The organism is Streptococcus sanguinis (assembly GCF_900475275.1).
GTDB classification, from domain to species: domain Bacteria; phylum Bacillota; class Bacilli; order Lactobacillales; family Streptococcaceae; genus Streptococcus; species Streptococcus sanguinis_N.
Genome location: NZ_LS483364.1, coordinates 234,867 through 248,742, shown reverse-complemented (window position 1 = coordinate 248,742; position 13,876 = coordinate 234,867). Strand labels below are relative to the sequence as shown.

General features: G+C 44.0%; 17 protein-coding genes. 4 read left to right on the top strand and 13 right to left on the bottom strand.

The genetic code is table 11. From position 1 onward, the window contains the following. Window positions 1-10: 10 nt before the first annotated feature. Window positions 11-580 (bottom strand): ribonuclease M5, encoded by a 570-nt coding sequence (gene rnmV / locus DQM55_RS01380; protein ID WP_415244962.1) that lies wholly within the window; start codon window positions 578-580, stop codon window positions 11-13. Beyond that, window positions 573-1,343 (bottom strand): TatD family hydrolase, encoded by a 771-nt coding sequence (locus DQM55_RS01375; protein WP_111675236.1) that lies wholly within the window; start codon window positions 1,341-1,343, stop codon window positions 573-575. The genes rnmV and DQM55_RS01375 overlap by 8 nt, the downstream gene beginning before the upstream one ends. A gap of 236 nt (window positions 1,344-1,579) precedes the next feature. Here DQM55_RS01375 and DQM55_RS01370 point away from each other — a divergent pair, with 236 nt between their 5' ends. The 3 genes from DQM55_RS01370 to DQM55_RS01360 are packed head-to-tail and all read left to right on the top strand — an operon-like array spanning window position 1,580 to window position 3,698. After that, window positions 1,580-2,056 carry a DUF2975 domain-containing protein gene (locus DQM55_RS01370; protein WP_111675235.1) on the top strand — a complete coding sequence of 159 codons (477 nt, stop codon included), beginning with the start codon at window positions 1,580-1,582 and terminating at the stop codon, window positions 2,054-2,056. A gap of 8 nt (window positions 2,057-2,064) precedes the next feature. Continuing rightward, window positions 2,065-2,280 (top strand): helix-turn-helix domain-containing protein, encoded by a 216-nt coding sequence (locus DQM55_RS01365; RefSeq protein WP_002893895.1) that lies wholly within the window; start codon window positions 2,065-2,067, stop codon window positions 2,278-2,280. 2 nt (window positions 2,281-2,282) lie between these two features. Continuing rightward, window positions 2,283-3,698 carry a DUF4153 domain-containing protein gene (locus tag DQM55_RS01360; protein WP_111675234.1) on the top strand — a complete coding sequence of 472 codons (1,416 nt, stop codon included), beginning with the start codon at window positions 2,283-2,285 and terminating at the stop codon, window positions 3,696-3,698. 130 nt (window positions 3,699-3,828) lie between these two features. Here DQM55_RS01360 and DQM55_RS01355 read toward each other — a convergent pair whose 3' ends face one another. Then, window positions 3,829-4,389, bottom strand: coding sequence for a DNA-3-methyladenine glycosylase I (locus DQM55_RS01355; RefSeq protein WP_111675233.1), 561 nt, complete (start codon window positions 4,387-4,389; stop codon window positions 3,829-3,831). 11 nt (window positions 4,390-4,400) lie between these two features. Then, window positions 4,401-4,865, bottom strand: a complete 465-nt coding sequence (locus DQM55_RS01350) for a pyridoxamine 5'-phosphate oxidase family protein (RefSeq protein WP_111675232.1) — start codon at window positions 4,863-4,865, stop codon at window positions 4,401-4,403. A gap of 24 nt (window positions 4,866-4,889) precedes the next feature. Between DQM55_RS01350 and DQM55_RS01345 the strand changes: the two genes are divergently transcribed. Beyond that, window positions 4,890-5,507, top strand: a complete 618-nt coding sequence (locus DQM55_RS01345; RefSeq protein WP_111675231.1) for a helix-turn-helix transcriptional regulator — start codon at window positions 4,890-4,892, stop codon at window positions 5,505-5,507. Window positions 5,508-5,567: 60 nt separating this feature from the next. Here the strand turns inward: DQM55_RS01345 and rpmH are convergent, their stop codons facing one another. The 9 genes from rpmH to gltX all read right to left on the bottom strand — a co-directional run bounded on the left by rpmH (window position 5,568) and on the right by gltX (window position 13,833). After that, on the bottom strand, window positions 5,568-5,702 hold the full coding sequence (rpmH, locus tag DQM55_RS01340; protein WP_002893904.1) for a 50S ribosomal protein L34: 135 nt from the start codon (window positions 5,700-5,702) through the stop codon (window positions 5,568-5,570). Window positions 5,703-5,840: 138 nt separating this feature from the next. Then, window positions 5,841-6,473: a ribonuclease P gene (locus DQM55_RS01335; protein WP_111675230.1), complete on the bottom strand. Its 633-nt coding sequence runs from the start codon at window positions 6,471-6,473 to the stop codon at window positions 5,841-5,843. A gap of 49 nt (window positions 6,474-6,522) precedes the next feature. Next, entirely contained in the window at window positions 6,523-7,548 is a 1,026-nt protein-coding gene (gene jag, locus DQM55_RS01330) for an RNA-binding cell elongation regulator Jag/EloR (protein ID WP_049540303.1), read from the bottom strand. Window positions 7,549-7,569: 21 nt separating this feature from the next. After that, entirely contained in the window at window positions 7,570-8,385 is an 816-nt protein-coding gene (locus DQM55_RS01325) for a YidC/Oxa1 family membrane protein insertase (protein ID WP_002899132.1), read from the bottom strand. Beyond that, the gene (gene rnpA / locus DQM55_RS01320) at window positions 8,369-8,728 is read right to left on the bottom strand and encodes a ribonuclease P protein component (RefSeq protein ID WP_002917781.1); all 360 of its coding nucleotides are present in this window, start codon (window positions 8,726-8,728) and stop codon (window positions 8,369-8,371) included. Before rnpA ends, DQM55_RS01325 begins: the two co-directional genes overlap by 17 nt. A 148-nt stretch (window positions 8,729-8,876) precedes the next feature. Continuing rightward, window positions 8,877-10,262, bottom strand: a complete 1,386-nt coding sequence (gene argH / locus DQM55_RS01315; RefSeq protein WP_111675229.1) for an argininosuccinate lyase — start codon at window positions 10,260-10,262, stop codon at window positions 8,877-8,879. Between the two features lie 14 nt (window positions 10,263-10,276). Beyond that, on the bottom strand, window positions 10,277-11,476 hold the full coding sequence (locus tag DQM55_RS01310) for an argininosuccinate synthase (protein ID WP_111675228.1): 1,200 nt from the start codon (window positions 11,474-11,476) through the stop codon (window positions 10,277-10,279). Between the two features lie 175 nt (window positions 11,477-11,651). Continuing rightward, on the bottom strand, window positions 11,652-12,275 hold the full coding sequence (locus DQM55_RS01305; protein ID WP_111675227.1) for a DUF6287 domain-containing protein: 624 nt from the start codon (window positions 12,273-12,275) through the stop codon (window positions 11,652-11,654). Between the two features lie 100 nt (window positions 12,276-12,375). Beyond that, on the bottom strand, window positions 12,376-13,833 hold the full coding sequence (gene gltX / locus DQM55_RS01300; RefSeq protein ID WP_111675226.1) for a glutamate--tRNA ligase: 1,458 nt from the start codon (window positions 13,831-13,833) through the stop codon (window positions 12,376-12,378). Window positions 13,834-13,876: the final 43 nt, after the last annotated feature.

Sequence of the window (13,876 nt, the reverse complement as noted above, 5' to 3'; positions counted from 1 at the left end):
TCTTACTCCGTTAGACTGAATATCTGAGCATGGTTTCTTCCACTTCCGCCAAAGTCACCCCAAACAATTCCAAGCGTTTGAGCAGATGCTTACCGTTAGAATAGCCGATACGGAGCTGCTCACCCAGATACTCTCGGCGTTGACGGCTGTCACTTCCCATAAGCAGTCCCAGTCGTACGAGGTCATTTTTGGTAATGTCAAAGTTTTCCTCATCATCGAAATATCCGACCAGCACAGCTAACGCCTGCTGTAAATCCTCAAATGAAGCGTGCTCTACCCCAAGCGATTTACCTTTGTTCTTAGACTTGGGTGCCGCCTCATCACGGCGGAGAAAGGCATGTTGAGCAGTCGGCACAGCCTCCATAATCATTCGACGGATACGCTCACCATTGTAGTCTGGATCGGTAAAGACAATCACACCTCGCAGCTGGTGCAGTTTCTCAATCCGCTCTAGATCATCTTCATTGATCGCAGAGCCTCTCGTCTCGTAAGTGTCAACTTGGTAAAATCGCTGAAGGTTAGCTGTGTCATCCTTGCCCTCAACGACAATCACCTGAGGGATTTTTATCTTCTCAGTCAAGCCCAAACACCTTCTTTGCATTATCATAGGTCGTCTGCGCTACTTCTTCGACAGGCAGCCCACGAAGTTCAGCAATTTTCTCTACAACATAGCGGGTATAGGCTGTTTTGTTTTCTCGGCCACGCTTGGGAACAGGCGCCAGATAAGGTGCATCAGTCTCGACGAGGATTTTGTCCAAAGGCAGGCTCCGCGCAGCCTCCTGAATATCCGTCGCTTTCTTAAAGGTCACAACTCCAGAAAAGGAAATCATCATCCCTAGCTCGATAAAGCGCTCTGCCATTTCCAAAGAGCCAGAATAAGAGTGCATAATACCGCCTCGCGGACCTACACCCTCACTCTTGATAATCTCATAAGTATCTTCCAAAGCATCACGTGTGTGAACGACAAAGGGCAGCTTCAGCTTTTTAGAGAGCTGAATTTGGCGGCGAAACACCCGCTCCTGAACATCCTTGGACGCAGTCATCCAGTGATAGTCCAGCCCAATCTCGCCCAAAGCCACCACCTTGGGGTGACGAAGCTTGTCCAGCAGATAGGCTTCCACCGCCTCATCATAAGTCCCAGCCTCAGTCGGATGCCAGCCAATCGTAGCATAAAGCTGATCATAGCAATCTGCCAGCTCCAAGGCGCGCTCAATAGTCGGTCGGTCAAAACCGACAATATTTATTTTGCTAATGCCCATTTCTGCAGCCAGCTGCAGCTCCTCTGCCTCTCGACCAGCAAATTCTTCCACATTTAAATGCGTGTGTGTATCAAAAATTTTCATACTTTACTTCCTTGTATTTCCTGTCCTTTATTATACCAAAAATCAAGCAAAATATTCATCGTCTTCTGCTCTATTCATCTCCTGGCAAGAAATCCATCTCTATACAATAAGAACTTTTTAGAAACTTTCATCTAGTCCTTAAGACCGATTTTATCTTTTTTCGATAGTTTTTTATTGATTATCGATAAGGTACATGTTATAGTTACTAAGAAATGAAACGTTAGTCGGAGGAAATTATGACAGACAAAATGAAAAAGACTGCTGAAGATATGAGCATTACTCTTACAAAAATCAGTATCAGCCTTTTATTTATTGCTTCCATTATCCTGATAGCCCTAGGACCTTGGGTCGTCAACCTAGTTATTGAATTTCCCTCTCCTTTCTTTCAAGGAGAGACACGCTTTTGGGTCTTGCTGCTGTTCGGCTATGTCCTAGGCTGCCTGGCTCTAGCCTGCATTGTCCATCTCTATCGACTCCTTAGCCGCATCGGTAAAAATCAGGTCTTTATCACACAAAATGTTCAGTACATGCGCTATCTTGGCTGGGAAGTCGGCACTGTCGCTCTTATCTCCCTCTTCATGGGACTGACAGCCTATCTGCCCATGCTCTTAGTCACTGTTTCTTGCAGTATCTTGACCCTGATTATTCGTGTCATCCGCAATGCTTTTGGCAAGGCCATTGAGCTGCAGGATCAAGTGGACTACACTATTTAGGAGGTCTTATGATTCAGATAAATTTAGACCTTGTCATGGCGCAAAAGCGCATCAGTGCTGGCCGTTTAGCAGAGTTGATTGACCTAACACCAGCCAATCTATCTATCCTAAAAAACAATCGAGCCAAGGCTGTCCGCTTTTCAACACTCAACGCTCTCTGCCGTGAACTAGACTGTCAACCCGGCGATATTTTGGAGTATATCCCTGATGAGGAGGAGAAATAATTATGGAATATCCAGTACAAGAGCAGATGAATGTCCAGCCTTGTCTGCCCGCAGAAGAAGAAAGACAGACCATCTTTACAGGCCTAGAGGACAAGCAACTGCGATTCTTTAAAATCAGCTATCTAATCCTCTATCTTTTAACCTACTTTTACTCTGCAGTATTTTTTAATTATCAAACTGCATCCTTTTTCCCTTTTGCAATCGGCCTTATATTATTAAGCGAGGCCTTAATCAGGAAATTAGCCTATCCATCTCTGCTGATAAAAAATCTTGACAGCAAGTTAGAGGCTAGAAGCTTTCTGATTATGACGCTAGCTCAAGCCCTAGCTTTAAGTCTCTGGGGGCTTCATCGCCAACTAGAATTTTTCCAATTTCTAGCCATCCACATCTCATTCGCCTTCTATATTCTGTCCCGCACTGGCTGGTTAAGCCAGGGGCGTTTGGGTATCCTGGTCTGGTTTGATGCCATTCAAGCCATCTGCATCCTGCCCTTTAAAAATTTCATTGCTGCTATTCTAGTCTTTATAGAAGGCAAGCAGCAGGACTCTTCTGACAGCTCTGACAGTATGTCTTCAAAGAAAGCCCAACAGCTCGCTATTATTGTCAGTAGCTTCTTTGTCGCGGGAATCTTGGTCTACTTTGTCTGGTCCCAGCTGAGTCAGGTTTCAGACAGCTTTGCCTCTTTCTTCAGCAATACCGCTGATTTCATTGAGAATCTATTTGACTCCCTCTTTTCAAGTCTTGATAGCAGCACGATTCTCTTCAAGGCCTTCCTGGCTGTTCCCGTCAGTCTTTACTTGTATGGGCTCCTAGCCGGGAGTCTGTTAGGCAAAAAAGATACTAAACTGAGCTACAAAAAATTTCAAGCAAGTATCCGCCCTTTGCGAGTAGCACCCGCTTTCGCAGCCTACATTATCATCGGCAGCCTCTGCCTGACCTATGCACTCTTCTTCCTGACAGGTTTGGATGAGCTCGGTCAGCTCCTAAGCGCTGGAACAGTAGCTCAGGCTATTTCTCCTCAGAATGCTTCAACTGTTGCCGTAGCTGGCTTCTGGCAGCTGGTTCGGGTCTCTATCCTTAACTTTGCAGTCCTAGGTGTCTTCTATTTGATTGCCAAAAAGCCACTCTGGGACCAAAAAGGAACGCGATTCGCAGCTACTATCCTCTTTATCTTTACTGGTCTGCTAGCCTTGCTAGCTGGCTGGAAATTATTTGGCATCTACATCTACCTTTACGGACCAACACCACTGCGCTTGATTTCAGCATGGTTCATCCTAGTCCTCTTAGTCTGGTGCCTACTGACTCTGATTCGTTTCTACAAACCTATCCAAGCTATTCGCATCGGTATCTTTTACGCCCTGATAAGCTTTACCTTGCTCTGCTATCTTTATCCAATGCTTTTACCAGTGGCAAAATAAGCAGCTGTACTTAACTATACACAAAAAACCAGAAAGAAAATCCGTTTCTTTCTGGTTTTATTCTCTTTTTCATATCATTTACCTGCATTCAATAATAGACCGCTCACCTTTCCAATTCAAAGAAAAATGATTATATCCTAAAATCACAGGTCAGCAAATGATCATTGACCATGCCAATGGACTGCATAAAGGCATATACAGTCGTAGAGCCAACAAAAGAGAAACCTTTCTTTTTGAGTTCTTTGCTAATTTTATCCGATAGCTCCGTTCGAGCGGGCACCCCTTCAATACTGGACCATGAATTGACAATCGGTTCATTATTTACAAAAGACCAAATATAAGAATCCAAACTACCATATTCTTCTTTTAATTTTAAATAGGCTTTAGCATTTTTTATAACTGCCTTTATTTTCAGCCTATTTCGTATCACTCTTTGATCACTAAGCAATTCTTCAATCTTCTGCTCGTCATAGTTGGAGAGTATTTCAGGATTGAAGTTTTCATAAGCCTCTGTCATAGCATCCATTTTTGACAAAATAGTTTGCCAGCTCAAGCCCGCCTGCTGACCTTCCAAAATCAACATTTTAAAGAGTGTATGCTCGTCATGCACAGGTCGCCCCCATTCATGGTCATGATAATTTCTCTCAAGCTCACTATTTTCAGCCCAATCGCACCTTTTTATCTCAAGCATCTATTTTCTCCTTATAGTTTAATTTTCTCAACTTGATTATTATCTAAGACCAAGAAAGCATCAGAAAAAGATACTTCAAAAAGTTGCAAGGAGTCGGTATGCTGCTCAATAATATCTTGATAATAAGGGTACTTCTGGACAAAAACGCTTCTTATTTCCTCAATAGAAAGCTGGCTTTCTTTGACTCTCCCTTGAATCCGGACATACCTTCCATCACCTTTCGGGACTGTTGTAAGAGCAATACGATTATTGATTGCCAACTCTTGAATTTTTTGACTATTTTTAAATGAGATAAAGAACAATTTCTTTGCCTCCTCATCATAGTAAAAATTGACAATTCTTACATTTGGGATATCCTTTACAGAAGTAGCTAGAGCCATTTCTGTCTGTTCTGCTAATAAGGCCTTAAAATATTGTTTCATATCTGACTCCTTTATTATTTTCTCTAAAACTAGTATAATATAAAAAGGTGTCATTTTTTGAAACCGTTTAATAAAAATATGGAGTTTCTCATGAATAAATCTCAAAGAATTAACGATATGCTTATTTTTCTCAATAAGAAAAGACAATTCAACCTAAAAGATATTATAAATCGATATCACATTTCAAAAAGCACTGCCCTTCGTGATATTGCCAGCCTTGAAACGCTAGGCATTCCAATTTATTCTGACTTAGGTCGGAATGGCAGTTATAAAATTCTTAGCAACGACTTGTTATCTCCTATTATTTTCTCCATAGATGAAATTTCTGCCTTGTATTTTTCCATGCTGACTCTGGAAAACTACAATATGTGTCCTTTTGATATTGACCTGCAAAAATTAAAAGAAAAATTTGAAAACTCGATTTCAGAACAGCAGTTAAGCAAGATCACAAAAATTGAAAAAATCCTTCAACCAGAAGTCAGGAAAACAATCAACAACTCTCAGTTGCGAATAATTCTCGATATTTTATTGCACAGGCAGGGAGAATTTTTTCCAATTAAGTATGAACAGCAGTCTCTCCAAGTTCAATTTATCAAACTATTTAGCCACAAAGGGGACTGGTATGCAGAAGTCATGAATAAAGGCACTGGCCAAAAAGAGGAACTTTCCTGCCAGTCTATTGACTTTTACGCATAAATTTAAGACAAAAAACCAGCGGTCTCGAGTCTCCGCTGGTTTCTTGATAAATCGCTTGGATTAAGCAGCCAAAACTTTGCGTCCTTTACGACGGCGAGCTGCCAATACACGACGACCGTTTTTAGTTGACATACGGTGGCGGAAACCATGTTTACGCGCACGACGGATTTTACTTGGTTGATAAGTACGTTTCACGATGAATACCTCCTCTTAGATTCTTGTATTCGTTTAGCCGGCTAGTTGTGATCAGTTACTAAACATACTTTACTATTCTATATGATTCCGGGGCTTTTGTCAATACTTACTTAAATAACTTTCTCTTTGTAAACGTAATCATATAGTCCGAGTCGCCTCATAAAAGGGAATCAAAGCTGTCATGGCCTCCTGCAGCTGAGACAGCACCTGCTCTCTTGAAGCAGCCTGAGAAAGGGGAACATCGTATTTGACTAAGACCTTACGAACCTGACCGGCTGCTAGCTGCTGAATAAGAAGCTGGCGATTTTCCTCAGTGCCTTCAAAACGCTGACTCACACCATCTATCTGAGCAAAATAGTAAGCTGGCGGCTGAATGGGCAGTTCCAAGATCCGATTTTGCTTGCTGAGGCTGTGCTCATCTTTCTTGCGCTCCATAAAGCTCACCTCCAGTGACACTCCAAAATCATCTGCAGTTCCATACAAGTGCAGGGCAAACATTGGCTCTGTGATTTCCCCATAGCCTTTAAGATAATTCCAAAAATGGGGTCGCAGTATCTGCGCCTGATTCATCCACTGGCTGGTTCGCTCCAAGGTCAGCTTAGGATAGAGGCTCTGAAAATCCTTGACCAAGTCTGCAAACTCCTTGCGTGCCGCCTGCCCCTTAGCTCTTAGCTCCAACATAGACTCACGCAGCTGCCCTGCCTTGTCTGGAGATATATACTTAGCCCCTTGATGAGGCAGATAACTTTCAATAGCTGGAAAAAGTGACATAAAAAATCCTTTCTATATACAAAAACCAGCATCTCTGCTGGCTTTCTTTTTATTCACTGTCAATATCCACGACGACATAGCGGTTAGGCTCGTCGCCTTCGGAATAGCTAGTCACGCCATCGATGCGAGAAATGATGCGGTGGATAATCTTGCGCTCGCTGTTAGACATAGGGTCCGTGTGCTGACCGCGTCGGTCTTCCAAAGCCCGCTGAGCCAGTTTCTGCGCATAGCTTTGCAGCACTTCTGCCCGATGCTCAACATAGTCATTGACATTAATTGAAATGTAGAAGCTCTTAGAATATTGGTTATAAAGATAGTTTTGCGCCAATAGCTGCAGAGCTTTCAAGACTTTTCCGTGGTAGCCAATCACGCGCCCCGGTTCATTGGTATCAATCTGCATGTTAATGGTACGGCGGTTGTGGCTGCTGGAAATACCCGCTTCAACATCCATCTCATCAACGATTTTCTGAACATAGTTCGTTACGTTGTCAACCACTTCTTCAATATCGTAGTCAGCTTCGACTTGGATGCCTAAGTCAGCAAAAGAGCTTTCTTCTGTTTCTATCGGCTCACCCTTGTCTTTAGCCGCTTGTTCAAAAGAGATAACCTTGCTATCGTCCGCTTCTGCTTGAGCAATTGACTCATCAATAGCTTGATTGGTCTTGAGAAGATCAATGGTGCCCGTCTCTTCTAAAATCGTATTGGCTTGCTTGTCATTTTTGAGAATTTCAGCCTTGACCTCATCTGAGATAACTTCGCCTTCTCCTTCGACCTTCTTGATAGCAGCTACCACACGACCCAAATCAACCGTTGCTTCACTGACAGACTGCACAGGCTCATTCTGAGCGTTAATCTCTTCGGGAACACCTTTTACAGCCTTTTGATTGGCTTTAACAACTGTCGTCTCAGCAATCGGCTCGACATCCACCTGAGCTGGCTTCTTGCCAAACAGACCTAAAAAGCCTTTTTTCTCACGTGAAATAACAGTGATATGCGCTCTCATCCGTGGAATATCCAACGTTTTCAAACCATTTTGAATGGCTTCTTCAACACTTGCTCCTGTAAAAATAACCATTGCAAGAGTCCTCCTTCTTACTTACTTTTTCTTTTTCTGTGCTTTTTTTAGGGCACGTTTCTTTTTCTGTTCCAATTGGCGCTCTGACCGTTCCTTGGCTTCCCGCTCGGCAATGATTTTAAAAGGATTGCTCAGCAGCAAGGTCTGAACCACCTGATAAGCATTTGAGACCGCCCAGTAGAGGGCCACCCCACTCGCTGCATAGAGGGCGAAAAAGAAAATCACAACTGGCATCAGGTACATCATGACTGTCATCCCGCCATTTCTCTCAGGCAAGGCCTTGTTTGAAAGCCAAGTACTGAAGAAAGTGAAGAGAGCCGCCAACAGTGGAAGAATAAAGGTCGGATCTGTCGCTCCTAGATTGAGCCAGAGGAAGTGACCTGTTTTCATAAAATCAACCCGAGTCAGGGCTTGAAACAGAGCCAAGAGCACTGGCATCTGGATAAAGAGCGGAATGAATGAGGCATAGGGATTGACACCCTTTTCTTTGTAGAGTTTTTGCGTTTCCTCAGCCAAGGCTGTTCTGCTCTCCATATCCTTGCCAGGATACTTTTCCTGCAGTTGTTTGATATGCGGCTGCACTTCCTGCAGCTTGCGCGAAGAAGTCGTCTGGAATTGGAAGACCGGCAGGAGAACTGTCCGGATAATCAAGGTAAAGAGAATAATCCCAATTCCCTTGCTTCCGCCAAAGGATAGAAAACGAATGGTGTCTGCAAAGAAATATACTAGCTGTTCCCAGAAGCCATGTGAATCGGCTGTAACTTGACTGGTTCCGCAGGCTGTGAGAAAGAGCAGCGAGGCAACCAGCAAAATCCCTAATTTACTTTTCTGTTTCACAAATGAATCCTTCCTGATAAAGTTTAGCAATCTTTAATACATGCAATAAATTTTGTTCAACTTGGTGGTAGTCCAACTCTTCCACTCCTTTGCGAGCGATAACTACGAAGTCCGCCTGGACTAACTGTTTCTGATGCTGCATCAAGACATGGCGGATTTTTCTTTTAATACGATTACGAACTACTGCATTCCCCAGCTTTTTACTGACGGAAATTCCAACTCGAAAATGCTTTTGCTCTTTTTCTAACATGTAAACGACAAATTTTCGATTAGCAAAACTCTGTCCTCTTTTAAAAATCGCATTGAAATCTTTTTCGCTCTTGACGCGATAGTTTTTTCTCAAAACTTAACTCCATCCACCAAAATTATATCTATTATACCATATTTTTCGAAAATGCCAATAAGTCCTGCTATGACGCCGTTTTTGCAAATATTTAAAAGGTTGATTCACCAAAAAAACACCGCAATTTCCTTGCGATGTTCCCTATATCTTATTCCTTTTCCAGCTGTTTTTTCGCTCTTTCCAACTCCTGACGGATCTGTGCAAATCCCGTCCCGCCAAGGGAATCCCGTTTTTGTACAGCGGTCTGCGACTCAAGTGCTTGATAAATATCCTCCTCAATCAGCGACGACACTTCCTGATAGCGGCTCAGCGGAATATCCTGTAGATAATAGCCTGCCTTGCTGCATTCCAGCACCAACTTTCCGACAATCTCATGGGCTTCCCGGAAAGGCAGTCCTTTCTTGGCCAGATAGTCAGCCAATTCTGTCGCATTGGAGAAGTCTTGCTGGGTTGAAACCAGCATTTTTTCCTTATTGACTGTCATACTAGACAGCATACCCGCCATAATATCCAGGGATTTTTGGATAGTATCTACTGTATCGAACATGCCTTCCTTGTCTTCCTGCAGGTCCTTATTATAGGCCAAGGGCAGGGATTTCATAACCGTCAGAAGACTGAAGAGATGGCCATAGACCCGGCCGCTCTTACCCCGAATCAGCTCCGCCATGTCCGGATTTTTCTTTTGCGGCATAATGGATGATCCTGTACTAAAGGTGTCTGACAGACTGACAAAGCCATATTCATAGCTGCACCAGTTAATCAGCTCCTCGCAGAGACGAGACAGATGCATAATGAGAATGCTGCTGTTAGATAGAAATTCCAAGATAAAGTCTCGATCACTGACCGCATCCAAGGAATTGTGGTAAATGCCTTTGAATCCCAATAAATCAGCCGTCAGCTCTCGGTTAATCGGAAATGTTGTCCCCGCCAGAGCCGCCGCTCCCAAAGGAGACAAATCCGTATGCTCCAGATTAAAGGCAAAGCGCTGACTATCCCGGCTGAACATCTGATAATAGGCCAGCAGATGATGAGCAAAGCTAATCGGCTGGGCATGCTGCAGATGGGTATAGCCTGGTATGACAGTCTCTACATGCTCCTCTGCCAAGTCCAATAGAACCTGACGCAGATTTAAGAGTTTATCCGCAATCTGACCGAGCTGATCCTTGAGATAGAGGTGCATATCTGTCGCCACCTGGTCATTACGGGAGCGAGCCGTATGAAGCTTGCCAGCTACTGGCCCAATCTCCTCGGTCAGAAGAGCCTCCATATTCATATGAATATCTTCATTACGCACATCAAACTCAAGCTCTCCAGCCTCATAACGTGCCAACAGCTTTTCTAGGCCTGCCTGAATAGCAGCTGCTTCCTCTGGAGCAATGATCCCTGTCTGTCCCAGCATTTTGACATGAGCTAGGCTGCCCTGCAGATCATAGGGAGCCAGACGATAGTCAAAGCCGATGCTGGCGCCAAACTCCTCTACCCAGCCTTCCAGAGAGGCTTCAAAACGTCCGCCCCACAGTTTATGATTCGCCATAGGAAAGCCCCTTTCTATTTATCTTTGTGAGCCTGGACCTCTGCGTGAACCTTAGACGGAAGCCCCCAAAGTTTGATAAAGCCAATCGCGGCATCCTGGTCAAAGGTATCTGCACTGGTATAGGTGGCCAGACTTTCATCGTAGAGAGAATTGTCAGACTTACGCGCTACGACTGTCGCAGTTCCCTTATAAAGCTTCACCTTAGCTGTGCCATTGACCACCTGCTGAGTGGACTTAAGGTAGGCAATCAAAGCTTCTGTCGCTGGATTAAACCAGAGGCCATTATAGATGAGATTGGACAGTTCATTTTCGATAATCGGCTTGAAATGGGCCAGTTCTCTGACTAGAGTCAGATCCTCGATTTCCTTGTGGGCAGCCAAGAGAGTCACCGCCCCAGGGCATTCATAAATTTCCCGAGACTTAATCCCTACCAGACGGTTTTCCACATGGTCAATCCGGCCAACACCGTGCTGTCCAGCTAAGTCATTCAGCTCAAGAATCAAGTCCGCCAGCTTCATCTTTTTACCATCTAAAGCAACTGGTACACCTGCCTCAAAGTCAATATTTACATAGACTGGGCTGTCTGGCGCTGCTTCTGGTGCAACCGTCAAATCATAGGCATCTTCCGGTGCTTCATTCCAAGGGTTTTCCAAGACTCCGCACTCATTGGCCCGTCCCCAAAGGTTTTGATCGACTGAGTAAGGGCTGTCCAGATCTGCAGGAATTGGCACACCATTAGCTTTGGCGTAATTAATTTCTTCTTCCCGAGACCATTTCCACTCCCGAACCGGAGCAATGACCTTGAGACTGGGATCTAAGGATGCGATAGCCACTTCAAAACGTACCTGATCGTTTCCTTTTCCGGTACAGCCATGGGCAATGGTCGTCGCCCCTGTCTTGTGGGCAATTTCAACCAATTTCTTAGAAATCAAAGGTCGGCTCAGAGCGGACACTAGAGGATATTTTCGTTCGTAGAAGGTGTGTCCTTGCAGAGCAACCAAGACGTAGTCTTCCGCAAACTCGTCTTTAACATCAATAACATGTGATTCGATAGCGCCAACTTTCAGCGCCTTGTTATGAATGAAATCCAAATCATTTCCTTCACCTACGTCCATACAGACCGCGATCACATCATAATCCTTGTCCAGCCAAGTAATGGCCACCGAAGTGTCCAAGCCGCCGGAATACGCTAAAATGACTTTCTCTTTAACCATATGATTACCTCTATCCTTCTACATTTTATTTTTAAACATTCTACTGTATGAAAATGCGAATGTCAAGAGAAATTTTAATATTTATTAAAATAAAAGCGTTTTATCGATTTTTATTCAAAATCAATATATTATATACTGGACTCAAAACAAGAAAAAAAGAGTCCGTCAAGACTCCTTATTTTACGCGGTAAAAAACATCGGGATGTTCGGAAACGCTCTGGGTGATGATGAAACGATCTTGACTGTTATCAGTTGGATCTGTCCCATTGACAGTCTCCCCAGCTGGTAGACTCTTTCCTGCTGGAATTATAAGAAAGGCAGCACCGGTTTGGTTTTTCCAACGAATCCCTGCTCTGTAAATCCCATTTTCATCTGGCCCAGAGTAATCTCCTGTCTCAAGCTTGGCAACATCTGACTCAATACCTGACTCATCAAATGTATAACTGTTCCCTTTGGCATCCTGCCAAGTACCAATCATGCTGGAAAAATCCCCAGAAGCAATAGCCTTCATATCCAAACTAGAAGTCGATGCAGTCTCTTTCTCTCCTTTGCTAGCTTCCTTGGTAGAATTTTCACTTTCTGTTTCCGAATTCTGCTGAGAGCCTGTATCAGAAGTTTCCTGATTATCCGCTTGACCATCAAGTTCGCTCGAATTGGTCCCTCTTTCAGACTTTTTAGAAGATGCAGAGCTAGTCGAACTTACTTTAGAATTGTTGGAAGCAGGAGTCGCCTGCTCTTTCTTTTGATTACAGGTTACTAGCACGAGTAAGGCTAGTAATCCTCCAATCAAGATGATGATCCATTTTTCATTTTTCTCTCCTTAAAGGATTTTCTTATTACAATTGTGACATAAAAACAAAAATTTGCAAAGTAAAAACCAGCTCGAAAGCTGGTTCATCTTATTGAATTTGATTCAGCATGTTTTCGATATGCTGGATGGATTTTTCGCGTCCAAGCAAGTAAATCGTATCTGGCAGCTCTGGTCCATGCATTTCACCCGAAACGGCAATCCGAATCGGCATAAAGAGGTTTTTGCCCTTGATTCCTGTCTCTTTTTGGACAGCCTTGATCTGCGGGAAGATATTCTCCGTCACAAAATCTGCATCCGACATAGCTTCTAGCTTTTCCTTGAAAGCTGTCAACACAGTCGGTACCGTTTCACTAGCCATGACCTCACGCTCCGCATCTGTCAACTCTGGGAAGTCCGCAAAGAAGAGGTCTGTCAGCGGCACAATTTCGTCTACAGACTTCATTTGTGGTTTGTAGAGCTCTACAAGCTTTTCTGCCTTATCGGTCAAACGACCTGCTTCTTCCAAGTATGGCTTAGCCAGAGCAAAGATTGTGTCAAAATCCGCATTCTTGATGTATTCGTTGTTCATCCAGTCCAGCTTCTTCTGGTCAAAGGCAGCTGGAGACTTGCTGAGACGTTTTTCATCAAAAAGCTCGATCAATTCTTGGCGAGAGAAAATCTCATGCTCGCCGCCAGGATTCCAGCCTAGCAGTGCAATAAAGTTAAAGACGGCTTCTGGCAGGTAGCCCTTCTTGCGATAATCCTCGATAAACTGCAAGGTATTGGTATCGCGCTTAGACAGCTTCTTACCTGTTTCAGAGTTGATAATCAAGGTCATGTGCCCAAATTCTGGTGCTTCCCAGCCGAGAGCTTCATAGACCATGAGCTGCTTAGGTGTGTTGGCAATATGATCATCTCCCCGAATAACGTGAGAAATTTCCATCAGATAGTCATCAATAACCACAGCAAAGTTGTAAGTTGGATAGCCGTCTTTCTTCTGGATAACCCAGTCACCACCGATATTACCACCCTCGAACTCAATTTCGCCCTTGACCATGTCACTCCACTTGTAGACACCAGCTTCATTGACAGCCAGACGAACCGTCGGAATAATTCCCGCTGCTTCGCGCTCAGCGATATAGGCTGCCTTCTCTTCCTCTGACATGCCTAGAAACTCATTGATATAACGCGGTGTTTCACCAGCTGCTTCCTGACGTTCGCGTTCAGCAGCTAATTCTTCCTCGGTCACATAGGACTTGTAAGCCAAGCCCTTGTCCAAGAGTTCATTGACATATTTTTGGTAAATATCCAAGCGCTCAGACTGGCGGTAGTTTTCGTGAGTCTCAGGACTTTCATCCCAGTCAATACCCAGCCAGCGTAAATTTTCAAGCTGTGAGCGTTCCCCATCTTCTACATGGCGCTTGCGGTCAGTATCCTCAATACGGATGATGAAAGTTCCACCATAGTGACGAGCATAGAGGTAGTTAAAGAGCGCAGTCCGCGCATTTCCGATGTGTAAAAGTCCAGTCGGACTTGGTGCATAACGCACTCGAATCGCTTTTGTCAAAGTTCCATTCTCCTATTTGTATTCTGGGGAATCAATCCCACTC

Coding starts and splice junctions, on each gene's coding strand:
- DQM55_RS01375 (WP_111675236.1), bottom strand. CDS start 1,343: ATGAAAATTTTTGATACACACACGCATTTAAATGTGGAAGAATTTGCT.
- DQM55_RS01370 (WP_111675235.1), top strand. CDS start 1,580: ATGACAGACAAAATGAAAAAGACTGCTGAAGATATGAGCATTACTCTT.
- DQM55_RS01365 (WP_002893895.1), top strand. CDS start 2,065: ATGATTCAGATAAATTTAGACCTTGTCATGGCGCAAAAGCGCATCAGT.
- DQM55_RS01360 (WP_111675234.1), top strand. CDS start 2,283: ATGGAATATCCAGTACAAGAGCAGATGAATGTCCAGCCTTGTCTGCCC.
- DQM55_RS01355 (WP_111675233.1), bottom strand. CDS start 4,389: ATGCTTGAGATAAAAAGGTGCGATTGGGCTGAAAATAGTGAGCTTGAG.
- DQM55_RS01350 (WP_111675232.1), bottom strand. CDS start 4,865: ATGACACCTTTTTATATTATACTAGTTTTAGAGAAAATAATAAAGGAG.
- DQM55_RS01345 (WP_111675231.1), top strand. CDS start 4,890: ATGGAGTTTCTCATGAATAAATCTCAAAGAATTAACGATATGCTTATT.
- DQM55_RS01335 (WP_111675230.1), bottom strand. CDS start 6,473: ATGTCACTTTTTCCAGCTATTGAAAGTTATCTGCCTCATCAAGGGGCT.
- jag (WP_049540303.1), bottom strand. CDS start 7,548: ATGGTTATTTTTACAGGAGCAAGTGTTGAAGAAGCCATTCAAAATGGT.
- argH (WP_111675229.1), bottom strand. CDS start 10,262: ATGGCGAATCATAAACTGTGGGGCGGACGTTTTGAAGCCTCTCTGGAA.
- DQM55_RS01310 (WP_111675228.1), bottom strand. CDS start 11,476: ATGGTTAAAGAGAAAGTCATTTTAGCGTATTCCGGCGGCTTGGACACT.